The sequence below is a fragment of the Daejeonella sp. genome (assembly GCF_017495225.1).
In the GTDB taxonomy this organism is placed as follows: Bacteria; Bacteroidota; Bacteroidia; order Sphingobacteriales; family Sphingobacteriaceae; genus Daejeonella.
Genome location: NZ_JAFEIG010000014.1, coordinates 19737 through 33619 on the forward strand (window position 1 = coordinate 19737; position 13883 = coordinate 33619).

Annotated in this window: 15 protein-coding genes; 3 read left to right on the forward strand and 12 right to left on the reverse strand. The window is 36.9% G+C overall.

What is annotated here, in order from left to right; translation table 11 throughout:
- Positions 1 to 129: 129 nt before the first annotated feature.
- The 6 genes from QZ136_RS05230 to QZ136_RS05255 all read right to left on the reverse strand — a co-directional run bounded on the left by QZ136_RS05230 (position 130) and on the right by QZ136_RS05255 (position 2106).
- Positions 130 to 357 carry a hypothetical protein gene (locus QZ136_RS05230; protein WP_291401098.1) on the reverse strand — a complete coding sequence of 76 codons (228 nt, stop codon included), beginning with the start codon at positions 355 to 357 and terminating at the stop codon, positions 130 to 132.
- Positions 357 to 737, reverse strand: a complete 381-nt coding sequence (locus QZ136_RS05235; RefSeq protein ID WP_291401100.1) for a hypothetical protein — start codon at positions 735 to 737, stop codon at positions 357 to 359. Before QZ136_RS05235 ends, QZ136_RS05230 begins: the two co-directional genes overlap by 1 nt.
- Positions 738 to 743: 6 nt before the next feature.
- Positions 744 to 899 (reverse strand): hypothetical protein, encoded by a 156-nt coding sequence (locus tag QZ136_RS05240; RefSeq protein ID WP_291401101.1) that lies wholly within the window; start codon positions 897 to 899, stop codon positions 744 to 746.
- A 67-nt stretch (positions 900 to 966) separates the two neighbouring features.
- The gene (locus QZ136_RS05245) at positions 967 to 1248 is read right to left on the reverse strand and encodes a hypothetical protein (RefSeq protein ID WP_291401103.1); all 282 of its coding nucleotides are present in this window, start codon (positions 1246 to 1248) and stop codon (positions 967 to 969) included.
- A gap of 325 nt (positions 1249 to 1573) precedes the next feature.
- Positions 1574 to 1882: a type II toxin-antitoxin system RelE/ParE family toxin gene (locus tag QZ136_RS05250; RefSeq protein ID WP_291401105.1), complete on the reverse strand. Its 309-nt coding sequence runs from the start codon at positions 1880 to 1882 to the stop codon at positions 1574 to 1576.
- Positions 1864 to 2106, reverse strand: coding sequence for a hypothetical protein (locus QZ136_RS05255; RefSeq protein WP_291401107.1), 243 nt, complete (start codon positions 2104 to 2106; stop codon positions 1864 to 1866). Before QZ136_RS05255 ends, QZ136_RS05250 begins: the two co-directional genes overlap by 19 nt.
- A 372-nt stretch (positions 2107 to 2478) precedes the next feature.
- On the opposite strand from QZ136_RS05255, the gene topB reads away from it, so the two are divergent.
- The gene (topB, locus tag QZ136_RS05260) at positions 2479 to 4320 is read left to right on the forward strand and encodes a DNA topoisomerase III (RefSeq protein ID WP_291401110.1); all 1842 of its coding nucleotides are present in this window, start codon (positions 2479 to 2481) and stop codon (positions 4318 to 4320) included.
- Positions 4321 to 4387: 67 nt separating this feature from the next.
- Here topB and QZ136_RS05265 read toward each other — a convergent pair whose 3' ends face one another.
- Together QZ136_RS05265 and QZ136_RS05270 are read right to left on the reverse strand one after the other, a co-directional pair.
- Positions 4388 to 6739, reverse strand: coding sequence for a DUF4838 domain-containing protein (locus QZ136_RS05265; RefSeq protein WP_291401112.1), 2352 nt, complete (start codon positions 6737 to 6739; stop codon positions 4388 to 4390).
- A gap of 121 nt (positions 6740 to 6860) precedes the next feature.
- Positions 6861 to 7424: a hypothetical protein gene (locus QZ136_RS05270; protein ID WP_291401114.1), complete on the reverse strand. Its 564-nt coding sequence runs from the start codon at positions 7422 to 7424 to the stop codon at positions 6861 to 6863.
- A gap of 419 nt (positions 7425 to 7843) precedes the next feature.
- Here QZ136_RS05270 and QZ136_RS05275 point away from each other — a divergent pair, with 419 nt between their 5' ends.
- A complete protein-coding gene (locus tag QZ136_RS05275) occupies positions 7844 to 8494 on the forward strand; it encodes an alpha/beta hydrolase (RefSeq protein ID WP_291401116.1) in 651 nt (216 codons plus the stop codon).
- Between the two features lie 19 nt (positions 8495 to 8513).
- Positions 8514 to 9146: a phosphoribosyltransferase family protein gene (locus QZ136_RS05280; protein WP_291401118.1), complete on the forward strand. Its 633-nt coding sequence runs from the start codon at positions 8514 to 8516 to the stop codon at positions 9144 to 9146.
- Positions 9147 to 9192: 46 nt separating this feature from the next.
- Here QZ136_RS05280 and QZ136_RS05285 read toward each other — a convergent pair whose 3' ends face one another.
- From QZ136_RS05285 to QZ136_RS05300, 4 genes are all read right to left on the reverse strand, one after another.
- Positions 9193 to 10110 (reverse strand): TIM barrel protein, encoded by a 918-nt coding sequence (locus QZ136_RS05285; RefSeq protein WP_291401120.1) that lies wholly within the window; start codon positions 10108 to 10110, stop codon positions 9193 to 9195.
- A 28-nt stretch (positions 10111 to 10138) separates the two neighbouring features.
- Positions 10139 to 11464 carry a Gfo/Idh/MocA family oxidoreductase gene (locus tag QZ136_RS05290; protein ID WP_291401122.1) on the reverse strand — a complete coding sequence of 442 codons (1326 nt, stop codon included), beginning with the start codon at positions 11462 to 11464 and terminating at the stop codon, positions 10139 to 10141.
- Between the two features lie 17 nt (positions 11465 to 11481).
- Positions 11482 to 12468, reverse strand: a complete 987-nt coding sequence (locus QZ136_RS05295; RefSeq protein WP_291401124.1) for an SUMF1/EgtB/PvdO family nonheme iron enzyme — start codon at positions 12466 to 12468, stop codon at positions 11482 to 11484.
- A 177-nt stretch (positions 12469 to 12645) separates the two neighbouring features.
- Positions 12646 to 13851 carry a PQQ-dependent sugar dehydrogenase gene (locus tag QZ136_RS05300; protein WP_291401126.1) on the reverse strand — a complete coding sequence of 402 codons (1206 nt, stop codon included), beginning with the start codon at positions 13849 to 13851 and terminating at the stop codon, positions 12646 to 12648.
- Between the last annotated feature and the right edge of the window lie 32 nt (positions 13852 to 13883).

The following is a 13883-nucleotide window of genomic DNA, read 5'->3' on the forward strand; positions in this document are numbered from 1 at the left end:
TTTGGAAATTTAAATTCTTAGAGATGTTTTTCTGGGAAGAGGAGTCTGGAGAACCTCACTATTTGTTAATCCTTAGTGGGGCTGGTTATGAATACAAAAGACAGTGCCGAGGTTTTTTAAAATCTCGATTTATCTTTTAAGTAAAATCAAATCAAAATACATTAATCTAGTAGGGAGATGAGCATCTAGGCTTATGCCAGTATATTCTTTCTCTTGTTCATCTGAACTAAATAAAGGAATAAATCCGTTTTCTGTATAATATTTTAGAGGTCCTAATTCGTTGTAGGAATCAACTACAATGAAGCGGCAACCTGTTTTATTTGCTCCATCTATGAACCAAGATTTGATGAAATCCATTAACTGTTTTCCAGTTCGCTCTTTTTCGCCCTCAATAATTCGATAGTTTTATTAACGCCCAATCTCCCGATTAATACTGCTGGGTAGGATTTTATCATCTTTTCTCTAGGGATTTCTTTAATTACCTTTTGTTTACGTGCATTGGGTAATAAAAAAGTCTTGATGCTATCATTTGAAATAGTAAAAGCACATACTATTACTTGTGGGTTTTTATCAAGTGTAAAGCAATATGTTTTGCCTAATAACTGCTCATGATAGTTTAAAGCATCATTGCGAAAAAAATCGTTTAAATCTGAGTTATCACAATCAAAGGGTTGGCATGCCTTTAAAAGATTACTATCGTAAACCTTAAAGGTGCACTTATTTAATAGAAAACCCAATTTGAATTATAATTTAGCTTTCGCTAGAATTTTTGATGCCACACTGGCTTGCTTGGAAAAATCAATCGTAGACTTGTTTGCATTATTTACACTTACTTTCTTGGTGAAAGTTTTTGCTACCTTATCTTTTAAAACAGGTATTGATTTAATTGCAATAGCCATAATGGTATTATTTAATTCACAAATATACATATTTTATAAAAATTATTGACCGTGTTATAATAAAGCATTATTCGTCATTTTTATAAATACGATAATCATTACCTTGTTTAGCAGAGAGTGTTTCCTCTATTTTTTTTGCGCCATAAAACTGAATCAACTCTTGTTTTTCTGATTCATTTCCACGGTCAAAAACTCTTCCAATTATTGCTTTATATTGCTTTTCCCAATCAATTAAATTGAAATCGGTATCCCAAAACAATGTCTTTCGGATTTGGGCTAAATTGGGAGATATTTTTTTTCTTTTCTGCTTCTCTTTTTTTATTTCATAATAAGCCTGTAAGATTAACATAGTACCCTCTTCTAGTCCGAGGGCTGAATCAATTTTTAAGGATAAAGAAGGTGTTAAGCCTCTTTTACCTTTTGTGATATCGTTTAATACTTGAGGATATTCTTGTAAAGAAAGCGCAAAAGGACCTTTTTTGAGATTGCGTTTCTTATTTCTCTCTCTAAAATTAATCCTGGATGGATGCCTTTATATTTGATAATCACCTTTTCCATATACAAATAATTGAATTAAAAACAGAAGAGGTTTAGAGGTGCTTGGATGCTCATCATTATTTACAAATCCTTTGTGACGATTAAGAAAAGGAAAGATGAATAATTAGTTATCCTTGTTATTTAAGAATTTGACTAATTAATTTTTTAGGATCTTGACGATTATCCCAAAAGGCCATAATAATTATTTGTTTGGCGTTAAATGTGTAATAATTACTGAAATGACCCATTGCAGATTCATGGATGTTTTTAATTTCAGATTCTTTAAATGCTTTGGGATTATTTAAAATTACGTCAGTATGTTTTTTTGTAATTTCTATTAGCTTTTCTGCGTATGCTGAACTTTTGTTTTTCTTTGTCCAATATTTTAATATTTCACGACGCTGTTTAGCCGCCGTTGAGGTCCAAACTATTTCCCTTTTAGCCATTCAAGATCGGATTTATCAAGATCGATTTGTGAAATTAATCGGCCGTTTTGAATATCATCCTCACTCATTTTAAGCATTAATTTTTGTTCCTCGGTTAATTCAATTTTTTGGTTTTGAGAGGTATTGCTATCCAGTAAATGCAATAATTCCAAAAGATAATCCTTGTCAGATATGGCTAATAACCTGTCAATAATACCATTCCGAATTAAATCAATTTGAGTCATTATTGTATATTTTCACTAAGTTAAAAAATCAGGCTTTCAATTGCAAATATCCCTAATTGCAGAATTAATATAGGTAATTTTTTCGTAATTTCAAAATTTGGCATTTGTGTATCCAAATTGGTGAAATTTAGAGTGGAATAATTTTTTTACAAAGTATTTTTTCTTTGTTGGCTTTTATTTCGATGTTTTGGCTTCGAGAGCCTCAGCCACCGGGCTTCGAGAGCCTGGCTTCGAGTACCTCAGTCACCGCGGGTAATTAATCTCTCTATCCTGACAACTGACAACTGATAACTGACAACTCCCTTGCTTCCCAATCCCAATTTTCTTACTTTCGACAATATTTCAAAATCCCAATATAATACCCAATCTACAATGAAAGTAATTATTGCCGAAAAGCCCTCTGTTGCCAGAGAAATTGCCAAAGTGTTTGGGGCTACAGGCAAAAAAGACGGATATATTGAAGGCAAAGGTTTTACGTTTACCTGGGCTTTCGGACATTTATTGCAACTCGCACCTCCTCAAGAATATGGTTTTTATGGCTGGAATGTGCATAATTTACCCATGCTACCAGCAAAGTTTAAACTTTCTATCCGAAAGGTAAAAACTAAGGACGGACTAGTGGAAGATCCGGGTGTGCGAAAGCAATTGGATATTATTCAGGCATTATTTGATGAGGCTACGGAAATTATCGTAGCAACGGATGCGGGACGTGAAGGGGAGCTGATTTTCCGCTATATTTATTATTATTTGAAATGCAAAAAGCCTTTTAAGCGCTTGTGGATATCATCCCAGACTGATGAGGCCATTAAAGAGGGTTTCCGGAATTTGAAGCCTGGGACTGATTATGACACTCTATTCAATTCGGCTCATTGTCGCTCGCAATCTGATTGGCTCGTAGGTATGAATGCCACACAGGCACTCAGCATCTCTTCAGGAACAAGATCAGTACTTAGTCTCGGTAGGGTGCAAACCCCCACTTTAGCCATGATTTGCTCTCGTTATCTGGAAAACAGAAATTTTGTTCCTCAGTTATTTTATCAGGTTAGTATTCAGGTAGATAAAGAGGGACAGGTTTTCAAAGCAATATCAACTGAAAATTTTAAAACTAAGGAAGAGGCACAGGTTTTACTCGATCAGGTGAAAGATGTAGCGGCTGGTTTTCCATTGGGCGCGCATATTTTATCCGTAGAGGCTAAACCACGCAAGGAGCCACCTCCATTATTACATGATTTGAGTAGTTTGCAGCAGGAGGCTAATAAAAAGCATGGTTTTACTGCCGATCAGACCTTAAACTTACTCCAAAACTTGTATGAAAGTAAGCTCATAACTTATCCCCGTACGGGAAGTAGATACATTGGTGATGATGTTTTTGCCGGAATTCCTGCTTTGCTTGATAAATTTAAAGATCATGAAGTATTTGGCAAGCAAGCCACTTATTTGATGGGTGTAAAATTGAATAAGCGTAGTGTGAATGTTAAAAAAGTGACTGATCACCATGCTGTTTTACCTACAGGTGAGACTCCTTATAATCTCCCAACAGATAAACAAGCCATTTTCGACCTTGTTTTAGGGCGTATGTTAGAGGCTTTTCATCAGGAATGTATCAAAGAAATCACTAAAATTACGGTGGAGTCGGGAGCGAAATATGTAGCTAGCGGGACCGTAATCAGCTCTGCAGGTTGGCGTTCGGTGTTTAATGATCCCGATGAGGAGAAAAAAGACGAAGAAAATGCTTCTTTGCCAAAAGTCAAGGAAGGGGAGGATCTAGCCATTGTTGACAAAGCCCTTTTAGAAAAACAAACCAAGCCGAAACCACTTTATAATGAAGCTAGTCTTTTGAAGGCTTTAGAGACTGCCGGTAAGGAGATTGATGATGAAGAGCTGCGTTATGCCATGAAGGACAGTGGTTTAGGTACTCCAGCCACTCGTGCGGCCATTATTGAGACGCTTTTAAAGCGCGATTATATTTCGAGAGAAAAGAAGAATTTAGTCCCAACCCCCACAGGATTAGCCGTTTACGAAGTTGTTAAAGACCATAAAATTGCTCAAGCAGAGTTAACCGGAAATTGGGAAAAGAGATTGGAAGAAATCCGTTCTGGAGCTTCTATAAGTGATTTTCAAGAAGAAATTAAGACTTATACACGTAGCATTACACAAGAATTATTGAAGGCTGGTGCAGGCATGAAGCTTAAACCTGTGGAGGCTGTTAAGTAAAATATTTGAAGATAAAAAAAGACCGATTGCATGTAAACAATCGGTCTTTTTTGTGTTCTCATAAATCTTATTTCACCACAATTTGATCGCAGTAAATCGAGAGTTTTTGTCCCGCACGAATATGCCAAGCGGGTGTTTTTAGCAGACTTTCGGCATGTACTTTGATGTAACGTGCTTTCGTGCCGACTTTCAACATCGCCTGAAAAGGCATAAGTGAAACTTTAATGATGTCTGGATTTTCATGCGGATTTGGATTATGCGGATTTACAATTGTTTGAACATCCGTATAATTTTCACCATCTGTGGAAATAGAATAACTCACTTCTTTTGGAAGGGCGAATAAATGCCAATCGGGTTGTGCTTGAGGGTTTAGGAAATCCATATTTACTGATTTTATTGGCATTACAGTTCCTAAATCAAGTACAAAATCCATGTGCTCACCGGTATAATAAACCCAATTTTTATCGGTTTCTTGCCAGGATTCATAAGAGCCAAAAATACCATCAGTGAGGCTTTCAACACTTTTAGATTTAGGGTTTGGATTAGTAATTGGAATAATCTTCTTACGGAAGGATTTTACCGTAGGCATAGCTTCCATATTATTGAAAATGCGGAGGTAAGATGCCCTAAAATGCTCTGGCGTGCCCGCTCTTTCTCTGATGAGCTTCACTTGGCTTATCTTGCATCCATCAGCAAATCGATTAACTAGAGCCTTCATTTCAGGTTTCGGTAGGAAATAACCAGTGCTTGCTTTCCTAAACATGGCTCTATTGGTGTCAATTTCGGTCCTTCCAATTTGGATTTCTGCATATTGAATTGGGAGTCGCGCAGTTTTAACACGCTGCAATAGTTTAGGGTTTGTTGCGACTGCTTTTTCGGCCTCATTAAACAATTGCTTGTATTGCAGCATCATTTCTTCCGATAAATAAGCGCTTTTTGCATGGATTGGATCACCAAAAATGCTAAGTACCATTCCGCTTTTTATCAAGGATTCCTGCATTTTTTCGATGTAAGATGCAATAAATGGAGCAGCAGCGCCAAAATATCCGCTAAGGAATTCGTTGATGATAACTTTATCATCCGCATCTGGATTCCACATTAATTTGCTGATGAGGTAGGAACGTAACAAAGCCATTTCGCCAGCTATCTCATTATTTGCCTGCATGAATAGTCCGCGGACCTGATTTTCCGTATAAAACTTAATATTTGGTTTTATGGTGTACAGATTTGGGAATGGTGAGATATAATTGGTGAACTGTACATTATAATCCCAAATTAAAATATCTTTTGATAATGCTCCCCAATCGCGTAAATCATTAGAAAATGCAGGGTCAGTCACAAATACAGGTGCCTGCCTAGAGCTCTCAATATTGCAGAGCATAATATTCACATTCGATTCAATTTCAATGTTTTTAGGGGCTTTGCGTGTGTACCAGTAGGCTAAAGTAGAAATGATTTTATTGGGAAACTCTTTAGCAACTTGATTCACGAAGTAAATAATGGATCCGCTTGGCACATTTCCATATTTCTCATTCAATGCTTTACATCCTTCACATTGGCAGTATCTATCGTTATCATCCTGACTTACAGACCAATAGGTAGCGCTTGGTTTTTCATCAATTTTAATTTTTAGGCTTTCAACAAGTACTTTTAAGACCTCGGGGTTCGACAAACAAAGCTGTGTTCCAGGATGACGTTTCCCATCAATAAAGGAATAATATTCAGGATTTGTTTTGGCGTATTTTTGTTGTGGAACGAGCGTATTGAAGGTATGAACGAATAGTCCCCAATCTGCCCTTGACGATAATTTATGCCAATTTGAATATTCCTGATCGGCCATATCACTATAGGATGTGGTTCGGTATTTTATGAGAGGCTCATAGCTATTTTCACCTTTTGGAATTTCGATTGATTTAGCTGTAGGATTGGCAGCATCCTCAGTAGCATATTTGCGAAAACCAAGTTCCTCTAATAAGTTAGAAACGCCAAAGATTAGTCCTTTTTTTGCTCCTCCAGCAATAATTAAATTGTTTTCAACGCTTTTCTGAATAAATCCAGCTTCTGGAAGTTGGTTGAAATTAATATCATTCGCTTTCGCAAATTCAGTCTCGCCAAGGTAAATACCATATTTAACAGTGCTTTTGCCTTCTTCAGCAATTGGGATGCTTTTAACAGCAAATTTTGATAAATATTTTTGAAGCTGTTGTGCCGCCTGTTTCTCTGTTGAGCTTATTAGGGCAGGAACAATAATCTGATAATCGATGATGTTTCCAGAGGCCAAACCTGTGCTTAATAAGCTGTCTCTAAGCCTAGAACTTACAAGTCCAGGTACAAAAGTTAATCCTGCAGCTACTATCCCAGTTTTTTTTAAGAAGTTGAGTCGAGAAATATTTCTATTTCTATCTGTGCTATTTGCCATTTTTAATATTATCTAAAAAATTAATTTAAGATAATATTTTTTGTTTGTTTAGGCCTTTTTTAAATAGAAAAAATGATTTTAATAGCTATCGATTTCTTGGGCTTTGTTATGAAATTCTGTCCTATAATTTTTCTATACTCGTGATTTTAGCTTCAAATTGAGGATTGTCGAGCACATTTTTAGAAAATTTATACTGGCTATAGCTATCGATATCAATAAAATCTCCTTTTTGTATAAAATTTCCGTTAATTTTAAGGTATTCATCAACTTTTAGCGATTTTAAAGCATCAATTATTTCCTTTTCGGATGATGGAACTATAGTTTTTATAATAATTGATTGATTTATTGCTCTAGATCTTGTGTCGTATGGGTCAAAAGCAATTCCTAATTTCAATTGAACAGAACCCGTATATAAATAATTATCTGTTTTTTCAATAAGCTTGACTTGCCAAGAATTAATTGATAAATCCAATGAATCTTTGATGTAAGATTTTACAGCCGGAATATTTTTTTCGAGTGCTGCATTTCTAAGATCTTTATCCATGTTAGTTGCATTAACAGCATCCCTCAGTAGTTTAACATAAGAAATAAATTTAACCTGATTATCAGATCTTTTATCTTCAAAGTTCTCTTTATTGCATGAAGAGAAAATTATTAAAATCAGGAACAGATAGCGTGTTTTCATAGTTTAAAAATGTAAAAAAAAACAACTAATTGCATAATAATTTCTAAAGTTTTCATGAATAATTATAGACAGAATTGATATAATTTATTCATTCAGATTCATGAAATTTCAATTAAGGAAAAGATGTAAAGCAATTCTGTTATTTTTTTTGCTAAAATGTAATTCAATAGGTTTATTATTCAATAATTTATTAACAGAAAGGTAATTGAATTTCGGTTAACTGGAAATGATTATAATCAATAATTTTATTGATAATAATCATAAATATTGGAGTCTTCACCAATTAGCTTTGTTTTAGTAGGGTTTTTATTGCCTTAATATTTCTGAATTGTTATTCCTGATTTTTGGATAATTAGGCAAAGCTGATCCCCAAAATGGCTTTGTAAATGGATGATTGTTTAATATAAAATTATTGTATTATGGAATTGCGTTATAATAATGAAGTAAGCATAGCAGTCGGTGAAATACGGCTAAAAGGCATTTTAAGTATTCCTGAGCATTGTTTGGGGATAATTGTATTCTCTCACGGAAGTGGAAGCAGTAGATTAAGCAAGCGCAATCAATTTGTAGCTGAGAGTCTGCAGAAAAGGGGCTTTGGAACCCTGCTTTTTGATCTTTTAACTCCCGAAGAAGATTTATACTATTTAAATCGTTTTGAAATTGATATGCTTCATGAGCGATTGATTGCTGCGACTAAATGGTTGCAAAAGCATCCATCTGCGCGAGATTTGGGTATTGCCTATTTTGGAGCAAGTACTGGCGCTGCCTCAGCTTTAATGGCGGCAGCTAAATTGCCCGAAGTATTTGCTGTGGTAAGTAGGGGTGGAAGACCTGATTTGGCAATGGATGCTCTAGCAGATATCAAGGTGCCATGTTTATTTATTGTGGGTAGTTTGGATAGTGAGGTGCTTAGCTTAAATCAGAAGGCTTTTGATAAGCTTTTTTGCGAAAAACATCTTGAAGTAGTGGAAGGCGCGAGTCATTTGTTTGAGGAGGAAGGAAAATTGCAACAAGTAGCTGAATTGGCTTCTAATTGGTTTAAAAACCATATTCCCGCACTAGTGGTTTGATTTTAAAAAATATTGCATCATGTTTAAGGATAGGATAGAGGCGGGAAATTTACTAGCTGCACAGCTCAGTGCGTATAAATCAGACCAAGGTTTGGTGTTTGCTATACCAAAGGGTGGAGTGCCGCTAGCTTATGTTGTGGCCAAGGAGCTGGGTTTTCCGATGGAAATTGTTTTCACAAAAAAAATTGGTCATCCGAACAATAAAGAATATGCCATCGGTGCTGCAAGTCTGAATGATTATTTCGTAATTCCTCATTACGATGTTTCGGAAGAATATATTCAAGAGGAATTAAAGGTGGTTAGAGAAAAGTTGCGGCATATGCAGGATAAATTTATAGATGATCATAAGCCTGAAAGCCTTAATGGAAAGACGGTGATTATTGTGGATGATGGTATGGCTACGGGAAATACAGTTATAAGCACTATCAACTTAATAAAAAAGAAAAATCCTGCTAAAATTATTATAGCCGTACCAGTGGCTTCACAAAGTGCGGTACAAATGGTATCTAAAGAAGCTGATGAAGTGATTGTACTGAAAACGCCACCAGATTTTAGTGGTGTAGGCGTTTACTATGAAAATTTTAATGATGTGACTGAGCAAGAAGTGCTTCTCTATTTGGAAAAATTGCGGGAGCTTAAAATGCTACATTAAAATAGATCAGGAGCAGTGTTATTTTGCTCCTGATCTAAATCGAGATTTATTTAAAGCTATCTACTTCTCTATAGGCTTTAATGAGTGCAAGCTCGCCTTCTTTACCCGGAAGGGAATTGCCATGCTCCATGCCCAAAATGCCTTTATATCCTTTGCTATCGATATATTTAAATACATTTCGATAATTGATTTCGCCGGTTGTAGGTTCTCTTCTTCCAGGATTATCACCAATTTGAATATAGGCTATTTCATCCCAGCATTTTTCCATGGTAGGAATAAGATTACCCTCATTTTTCTGCATGTGATAAATATCATAGAGAATTTTGCATGAAGGGCTGTTTACTCCTTTGCAAATTAGATGAGTTTGATCTGTATTGCGCAGGAATAGGTTTGGCGTGTCGCTCAGCGGTTCGAGAACCATAATTAATCCATGAGGCTCCAAGATTTCTGCGCCTCGTCTGAGGGCTTCAATTACATTGCCTGTTTGAATTCCGATAGGAAGATTTCTTTCAAAATCACCTGGGACTACGGTAACCCATTTAGCATTGACGCGTTTTGCCACATCAACAGCTTGGCGGCACCCTTTCAGGAAAATATCGATGTATTCTTGCTTGCCTGCTGCCAAGGTATTTGCTCCATTTCCGCCTTTATCCACCACAAAAACGCCCATGGTCATTCCCAATTTAGCTAGGGTATTTCCAATTTCTTCTTGCATGGCTATCGGGCGACCCATCATGCCATTGTCTTCAATACTTCTAAAGCCCTGATCATGCATAAATTTGATCTGGTCGATAAAATTATTTCCAGCATGAGCTGCAAACATTCCAGCATGCGGGGCATAATCTAAATTGAATGTCTTTTCAGCTTTTCCAGGACCTTTGTTGTTAGAGGCCTGTGCCGAAAATCCCGCAGCAAGTGAAAGTCCTAAAAGTCCGGAGCTTTTAATGAATTCGCTTCTATTCATGGTTCCTATTTTTATGCTTTACAGCAGATTAAATAACTTTTGTTACTCCCGGAATAGCATAAGGATAGTTTCCTGATGCATCTGGTAGTACTTTTGGCAATGCATCCCATGCTAAACGCTCCGGCATAAGGTCGATTTGTGAATTTAGTGCATCATCCCATTTAATTACATCGCCTGAATACGTTGCATAGCGTCCCATAATTGCTGTCATAGTACTTTTGGCTGCATTTTCGGCATCAGCAAACTTATATTCATTGGCAGAAATTGCAGCAAATAGCTCATCATGCTCTGTTTGATATGGGTTTGCATCATTTTTGCCATAGTAATCAACAAGTACATTGCCCTTGTGATCCCAAATTTTACCTCTGTTGTTAGAATCGAAATAAACTTTTCCTTTAGTACCCTGGAAAGTCTCGTCAACTCTATTGCCACCACCGGTAAAGTGGCGACACTGACTTGAAATTACCGATCCATCGTCATAAACGAATTCAACTGAGTGATTATCATAGATTTCGCCATAGTCTTTTCCGGTGCGTAAAAAGCGGCCACCAGCACCGTATGCCGATACTGGGTATTTATTTTTTGCCCAGTTAGCTACATCAATATTATGAACATGCTGCTCTACGATATGATCTCCACAAAGCCAGTTAAAATAATACCAATTTCTCATTTGGTATTCCATTTCAGTCTCATTTGGCTTCCGCGGATTTACCCAAACACCTCCAGAATTCCAATATACTTGACCGGCAATTACATCACCAATTTCACCTTGGTGTACGCGATCCATTAATTCTCTATAATTTTTCTGATAGTGACGTTGAAGTCCCACAACAACATTCAATTTCTTGCGCTTAGCTTCTTCGGCAGTGGCAAGCACACTACGTATGCCTGGGGAGTCTGTAGCCACCGGTTTTTCCATGAATATTTGCTTGTTCTGTTTTACAGCTTCTGCAAAATGTGCAGGCCTGAATCCGGGAGGGGTAGCTAATAAAACTACATCAGCAAGAGCAATAGCTTGTTTATAGCCATCAAAACCAACAAACTTTTTATCATTCGGAACATTTACTTTTTCAGCACCATATTTTCCAACTAATGCTTTGTAACAAGTGTCAATTTTATCAGAAAAGGCATCGGCCATAGCCACCAATTGAATATTGTACTTGGTACTCAATGCTTGAAATGCAGCACCGGTACCGCGACCACCACAGCCAATTAAGGCAATTTTAATGGTATCTGATCCGCTTGCATAAGCTCCAGCAAGTGGAATACCGCTTAACAATGCTCCTCCAGTGAGAATGGCTGAAGTTTTTAAAAAATCTCTTCTGTCTTTAGTAACTGAAAATTCGTTTTTCATTTTTATAAAATTTGTTATTAATAATCTGCTATGGGTGCTTGGTTATAGTATGCTTCAATTTCTTCTTTTGATGGTGTTTTTAATGGTCGTACAATTCGGATGCCCACAAATGTGCCACCAGTTAACCACCAATTGCTTTTTGGTATTTGTGGGTCAATTTGTTTCCATGCTGCTTCCGATCCTCTGCGACTTGCAGAACGTAAATCATTGGGAGAGTCTTCATAAGATCCACCTCTAACTGAATGAGGGTAAAGGCTTTCAACAGGAACTACAGGATCTAACGCTGTGCCATTAGTAAATTTGCTGTAAGCATCCTCTTTGTATTGATCTATGGTCCACTCCGCAACATTGCCATGCATATCATGAATTCCCCAAGCATTTGGCTTTTTACTGCCTACAGCTTGTGTTTTGGCATTGCTATTCTTTGCGTACCAAGCATAATCATCGATATTTGAGCCTTCTGGGAAGGAGTAGGGGCCTTTTGTTTGCGCGCGACAAGCATATTCCCATTCGGCTTCTGTGGGCAGTCTGTAGAATAGCCCAGTTCTAGTATACAGCCATTTACAGAATTGAACGGCTGAATAATGGGTCATCCCAATAGCTGGAAAACCTTCTTTACCCATGCCCCAAGTCATGTCGACATATGGACGTGTAGGGCGGGTAAGAGCATCTACTTCCTGACTTAAAGGAACGGTGCTGCGTTTAATTTCCTGATTTTTATAAACGAAGGGTTCGTAAAGATCCCATGTTATTTCATGTTTACCAATCCAAAAGGGACTGATTTTTACTGGGTGTTGCGGACCTTCATCTGGGCGTCGGCCTGGCTCATTTTCTGGACTGCCCATTAGAAATTCACCACCTGGAATTGCGAGCATATCAAATTTTAGATCTGTACCGCTAAGTTCTTGGGTATAGGGACTGAAATTCTTAACCTGTGAAAATAGTACAAAAGGGAATAATAGGAGTGTAAAAAGACTTGATAATTGGGGAAAGTATGTTCTCATTCTATGGTTTCGAAATTGCTTTTAGCTTTTTCGTTTGTTATTTAAGATATATAATTTAATAATTAAATATCATCTTTTTTTGACAAAAGAATATGTGTTTTTTAAAATTATTCAAAAAAAAGCAGGAATTGATATAAAACCAATGCCTGCTAATAATTTTTATTATTTATTAATGGCTTATTTGCCTATTCTATACAATCTACCTTCATCTGTCACGGCATACAAAGCGCCATCTTTTCCTTCAACTACTGCTCTAAAACGCTGGTTTTCAGTAGTTAGTAGTCTTTCTTCACCAATAACCTTATTATTTTTAAGTTCAAGACGAAGTATGTGTTTTCCACTTAGACTTCCAATAAAAAGATTGTTTTTCCATTCGGGAATGATGTTACTGCTATAGAAAGTCATGCCACTTGGCGAAATGGAAGGATCCCAATAATAAACTGGTTGCTCCATTCCTTCTTTTTGCTGAATTGCATCACCAACCTTGGCTCCACTATATTCAATTCCATAAGTGATGGTTGGCCAGCCATAATTTTTGCCTGCTTTGATAAGGTTTAACTCATCGCCACCTCTAGGTCCAAATTCGGCAGTCCAAATATCTCCTGTTTGAGGATGAAATGCCAAACTTTGAACGTTACGGTGACCGTATGAATAGATTTCAGGAAGCGCGTCAGCTTGGTTTAAAAATGGATTTCCAGCACTTGCTTTTCCATCTTTAGTGATGCGCATTACTTTTCCATTGGCAGAATTTAAAAATTGCGCCTGTGGTCTTGTTTCTAAAGTTGAACGTTCGCCAGTAGTAATTATCAAATCGCCTTTTTTATCAAAAAGAAGTCGGCCTCCATAATGCAGAGTGCTTGAATGCGCCGGATTTGCACGATAGATAACTGTTGCATTCTCGATCTTCTTTTCATCATCAGAAAGTTTACCTTTTGCAATAGCAGTTAGGTTTCCTTGCTCTGATTTCTCTGAAAAGGACCAATAAACCATTCTGTTTTTTGTAAATTCAGGATCGATTGTAAGTCCCAATAAACCACCTTGACCAGCAGCATTAACAGCCGGTAATCCTGTTATTGCCTCGCTTACTTCTCCCTTAATACTCGCAATTTTCATAACACCAGCTTTCTCGCTAATTAAAAGTCTACCATCAGGTAAAACTGCAATACCCCATGGTCTTTTTAATCCGCTAGCAATTGCCTTAGCCTGTATTGCTTCTTGCGTTTTTATTCCGGCAATTCTTGTTTGTCCTTTAAATGCAGATGGGTAGGTACTGTTAGGAGCGAGTTTCTCTACAGGATCTGTATTTTGTGCAAATGTATTGTTGCCAAAGCTGCTGATTATTAGCACAATAGCACTTAGGGAAATTGATATTTTTTTTATCATATATTATTATGAATTATAAAAGATTGAATATT

Excerpts from the sequence above, each read along its gene's own strand:
- QZ136_RS05230 (WP_291401098.1), bottom strand. The coding sequence starts at position 357 with ATGGATTTCATCAAATCTTGGTTCATAGATGGAGCAAATAAAACAGGT.
- QZ136_RS05240 (WP_291401101.1), bottom strand. The coding sequence starts at position 899 with ATGGCTATTGCAATTAAATCAATACCTGTTTTAAAAGATAAGGTAGCA.
- QZ136_RS05245 (WP_291401103.1), bottom strand. The coding sequence starts at position 1,248 with ATGTTAATCTTACAGGCTTATTATGAAATAAAAAAAGAGAAGCAGAAA.
- QZ136_RS05250 (WP_291401105.1), bottom strand. The coding sequence starts at position 1,882 with ATGGCTAAAAGGGAAATAGTTTGGACCTCAACGGCGGCTAAACAGCGT.
- QZ136_RS05255 (WP_291401107.1), bottom strand. The coding sequence starts at position 2,106 with ATGACTCAAATTGATTTAATTCGGAATGGTATTATTGACAGGTTATTA.
- topB (WP_291401110.1), top strand. The coding sequence starts at position 2,479 with ATGAAAGTAATTATTGCCGAAAAGCCCTCTGTTGCCAGAGAAATTGCC.
- QZ136_RS05265 (WP_291401112.1), bottom strand. The coding sequence starts at position 6,739 with ATGGCAAATAGCACAGATAGAAATAGAAATATTTCTCGACTCAACTTC.
- QZ136_RS05270 (WP_291401114.1), bottom strand. The coding sequence starts at position 7,424 with ATGAAAACACGCTATCTGTTCCTGATTTTAATAATTTTCTCTTCATGC.
- QZ136_RS05275 (WP_291401116.1), top strand. The coding sequence starts at position 7,844 with ATGGAATTGCGTTATAATAATGAAGTAAGCATAGCAGTCGGTGAAATA.
- QZ136_RS05280 (WP_291401118.1), top strand. The coding sequence starts at position 8,514 with ATGTTTAAGGATAGGATAGAGGCGGGAAATTTACTAGCTGCACAGCTC.
- QZ136_RS05285 (WP_291401120.1), bottom strand. The coding sequence starts at position 10,110 with ATGAATAGAAGCGAATTCATTAAAAGCTCCGGACTTTTAGGACTTTCA.
- QZ136_RS05290 (WP_291401122.1), bottom strand. The coding sequence starts at position 11,464 with ATGAAAAACGAATTTTCAGTTACTAAAGACAGAAGAGATTTTTTAAAA.
- QZ136_RS05295 (WP_291401124.1), bottom strand. The coding sequence starts at position 12,468 with ATGAGAACATACTTTCCCCAATTATCAAGTCTTTTTACACTCCTATTA.
- QZ136_RS05300 (WP_291401126.1), bottom strand. The coding sequence starts at position 13,851 with ATGATAAAAAAAATATCAATTTCCCTAAGTGCTATTGTGCTAATAATC.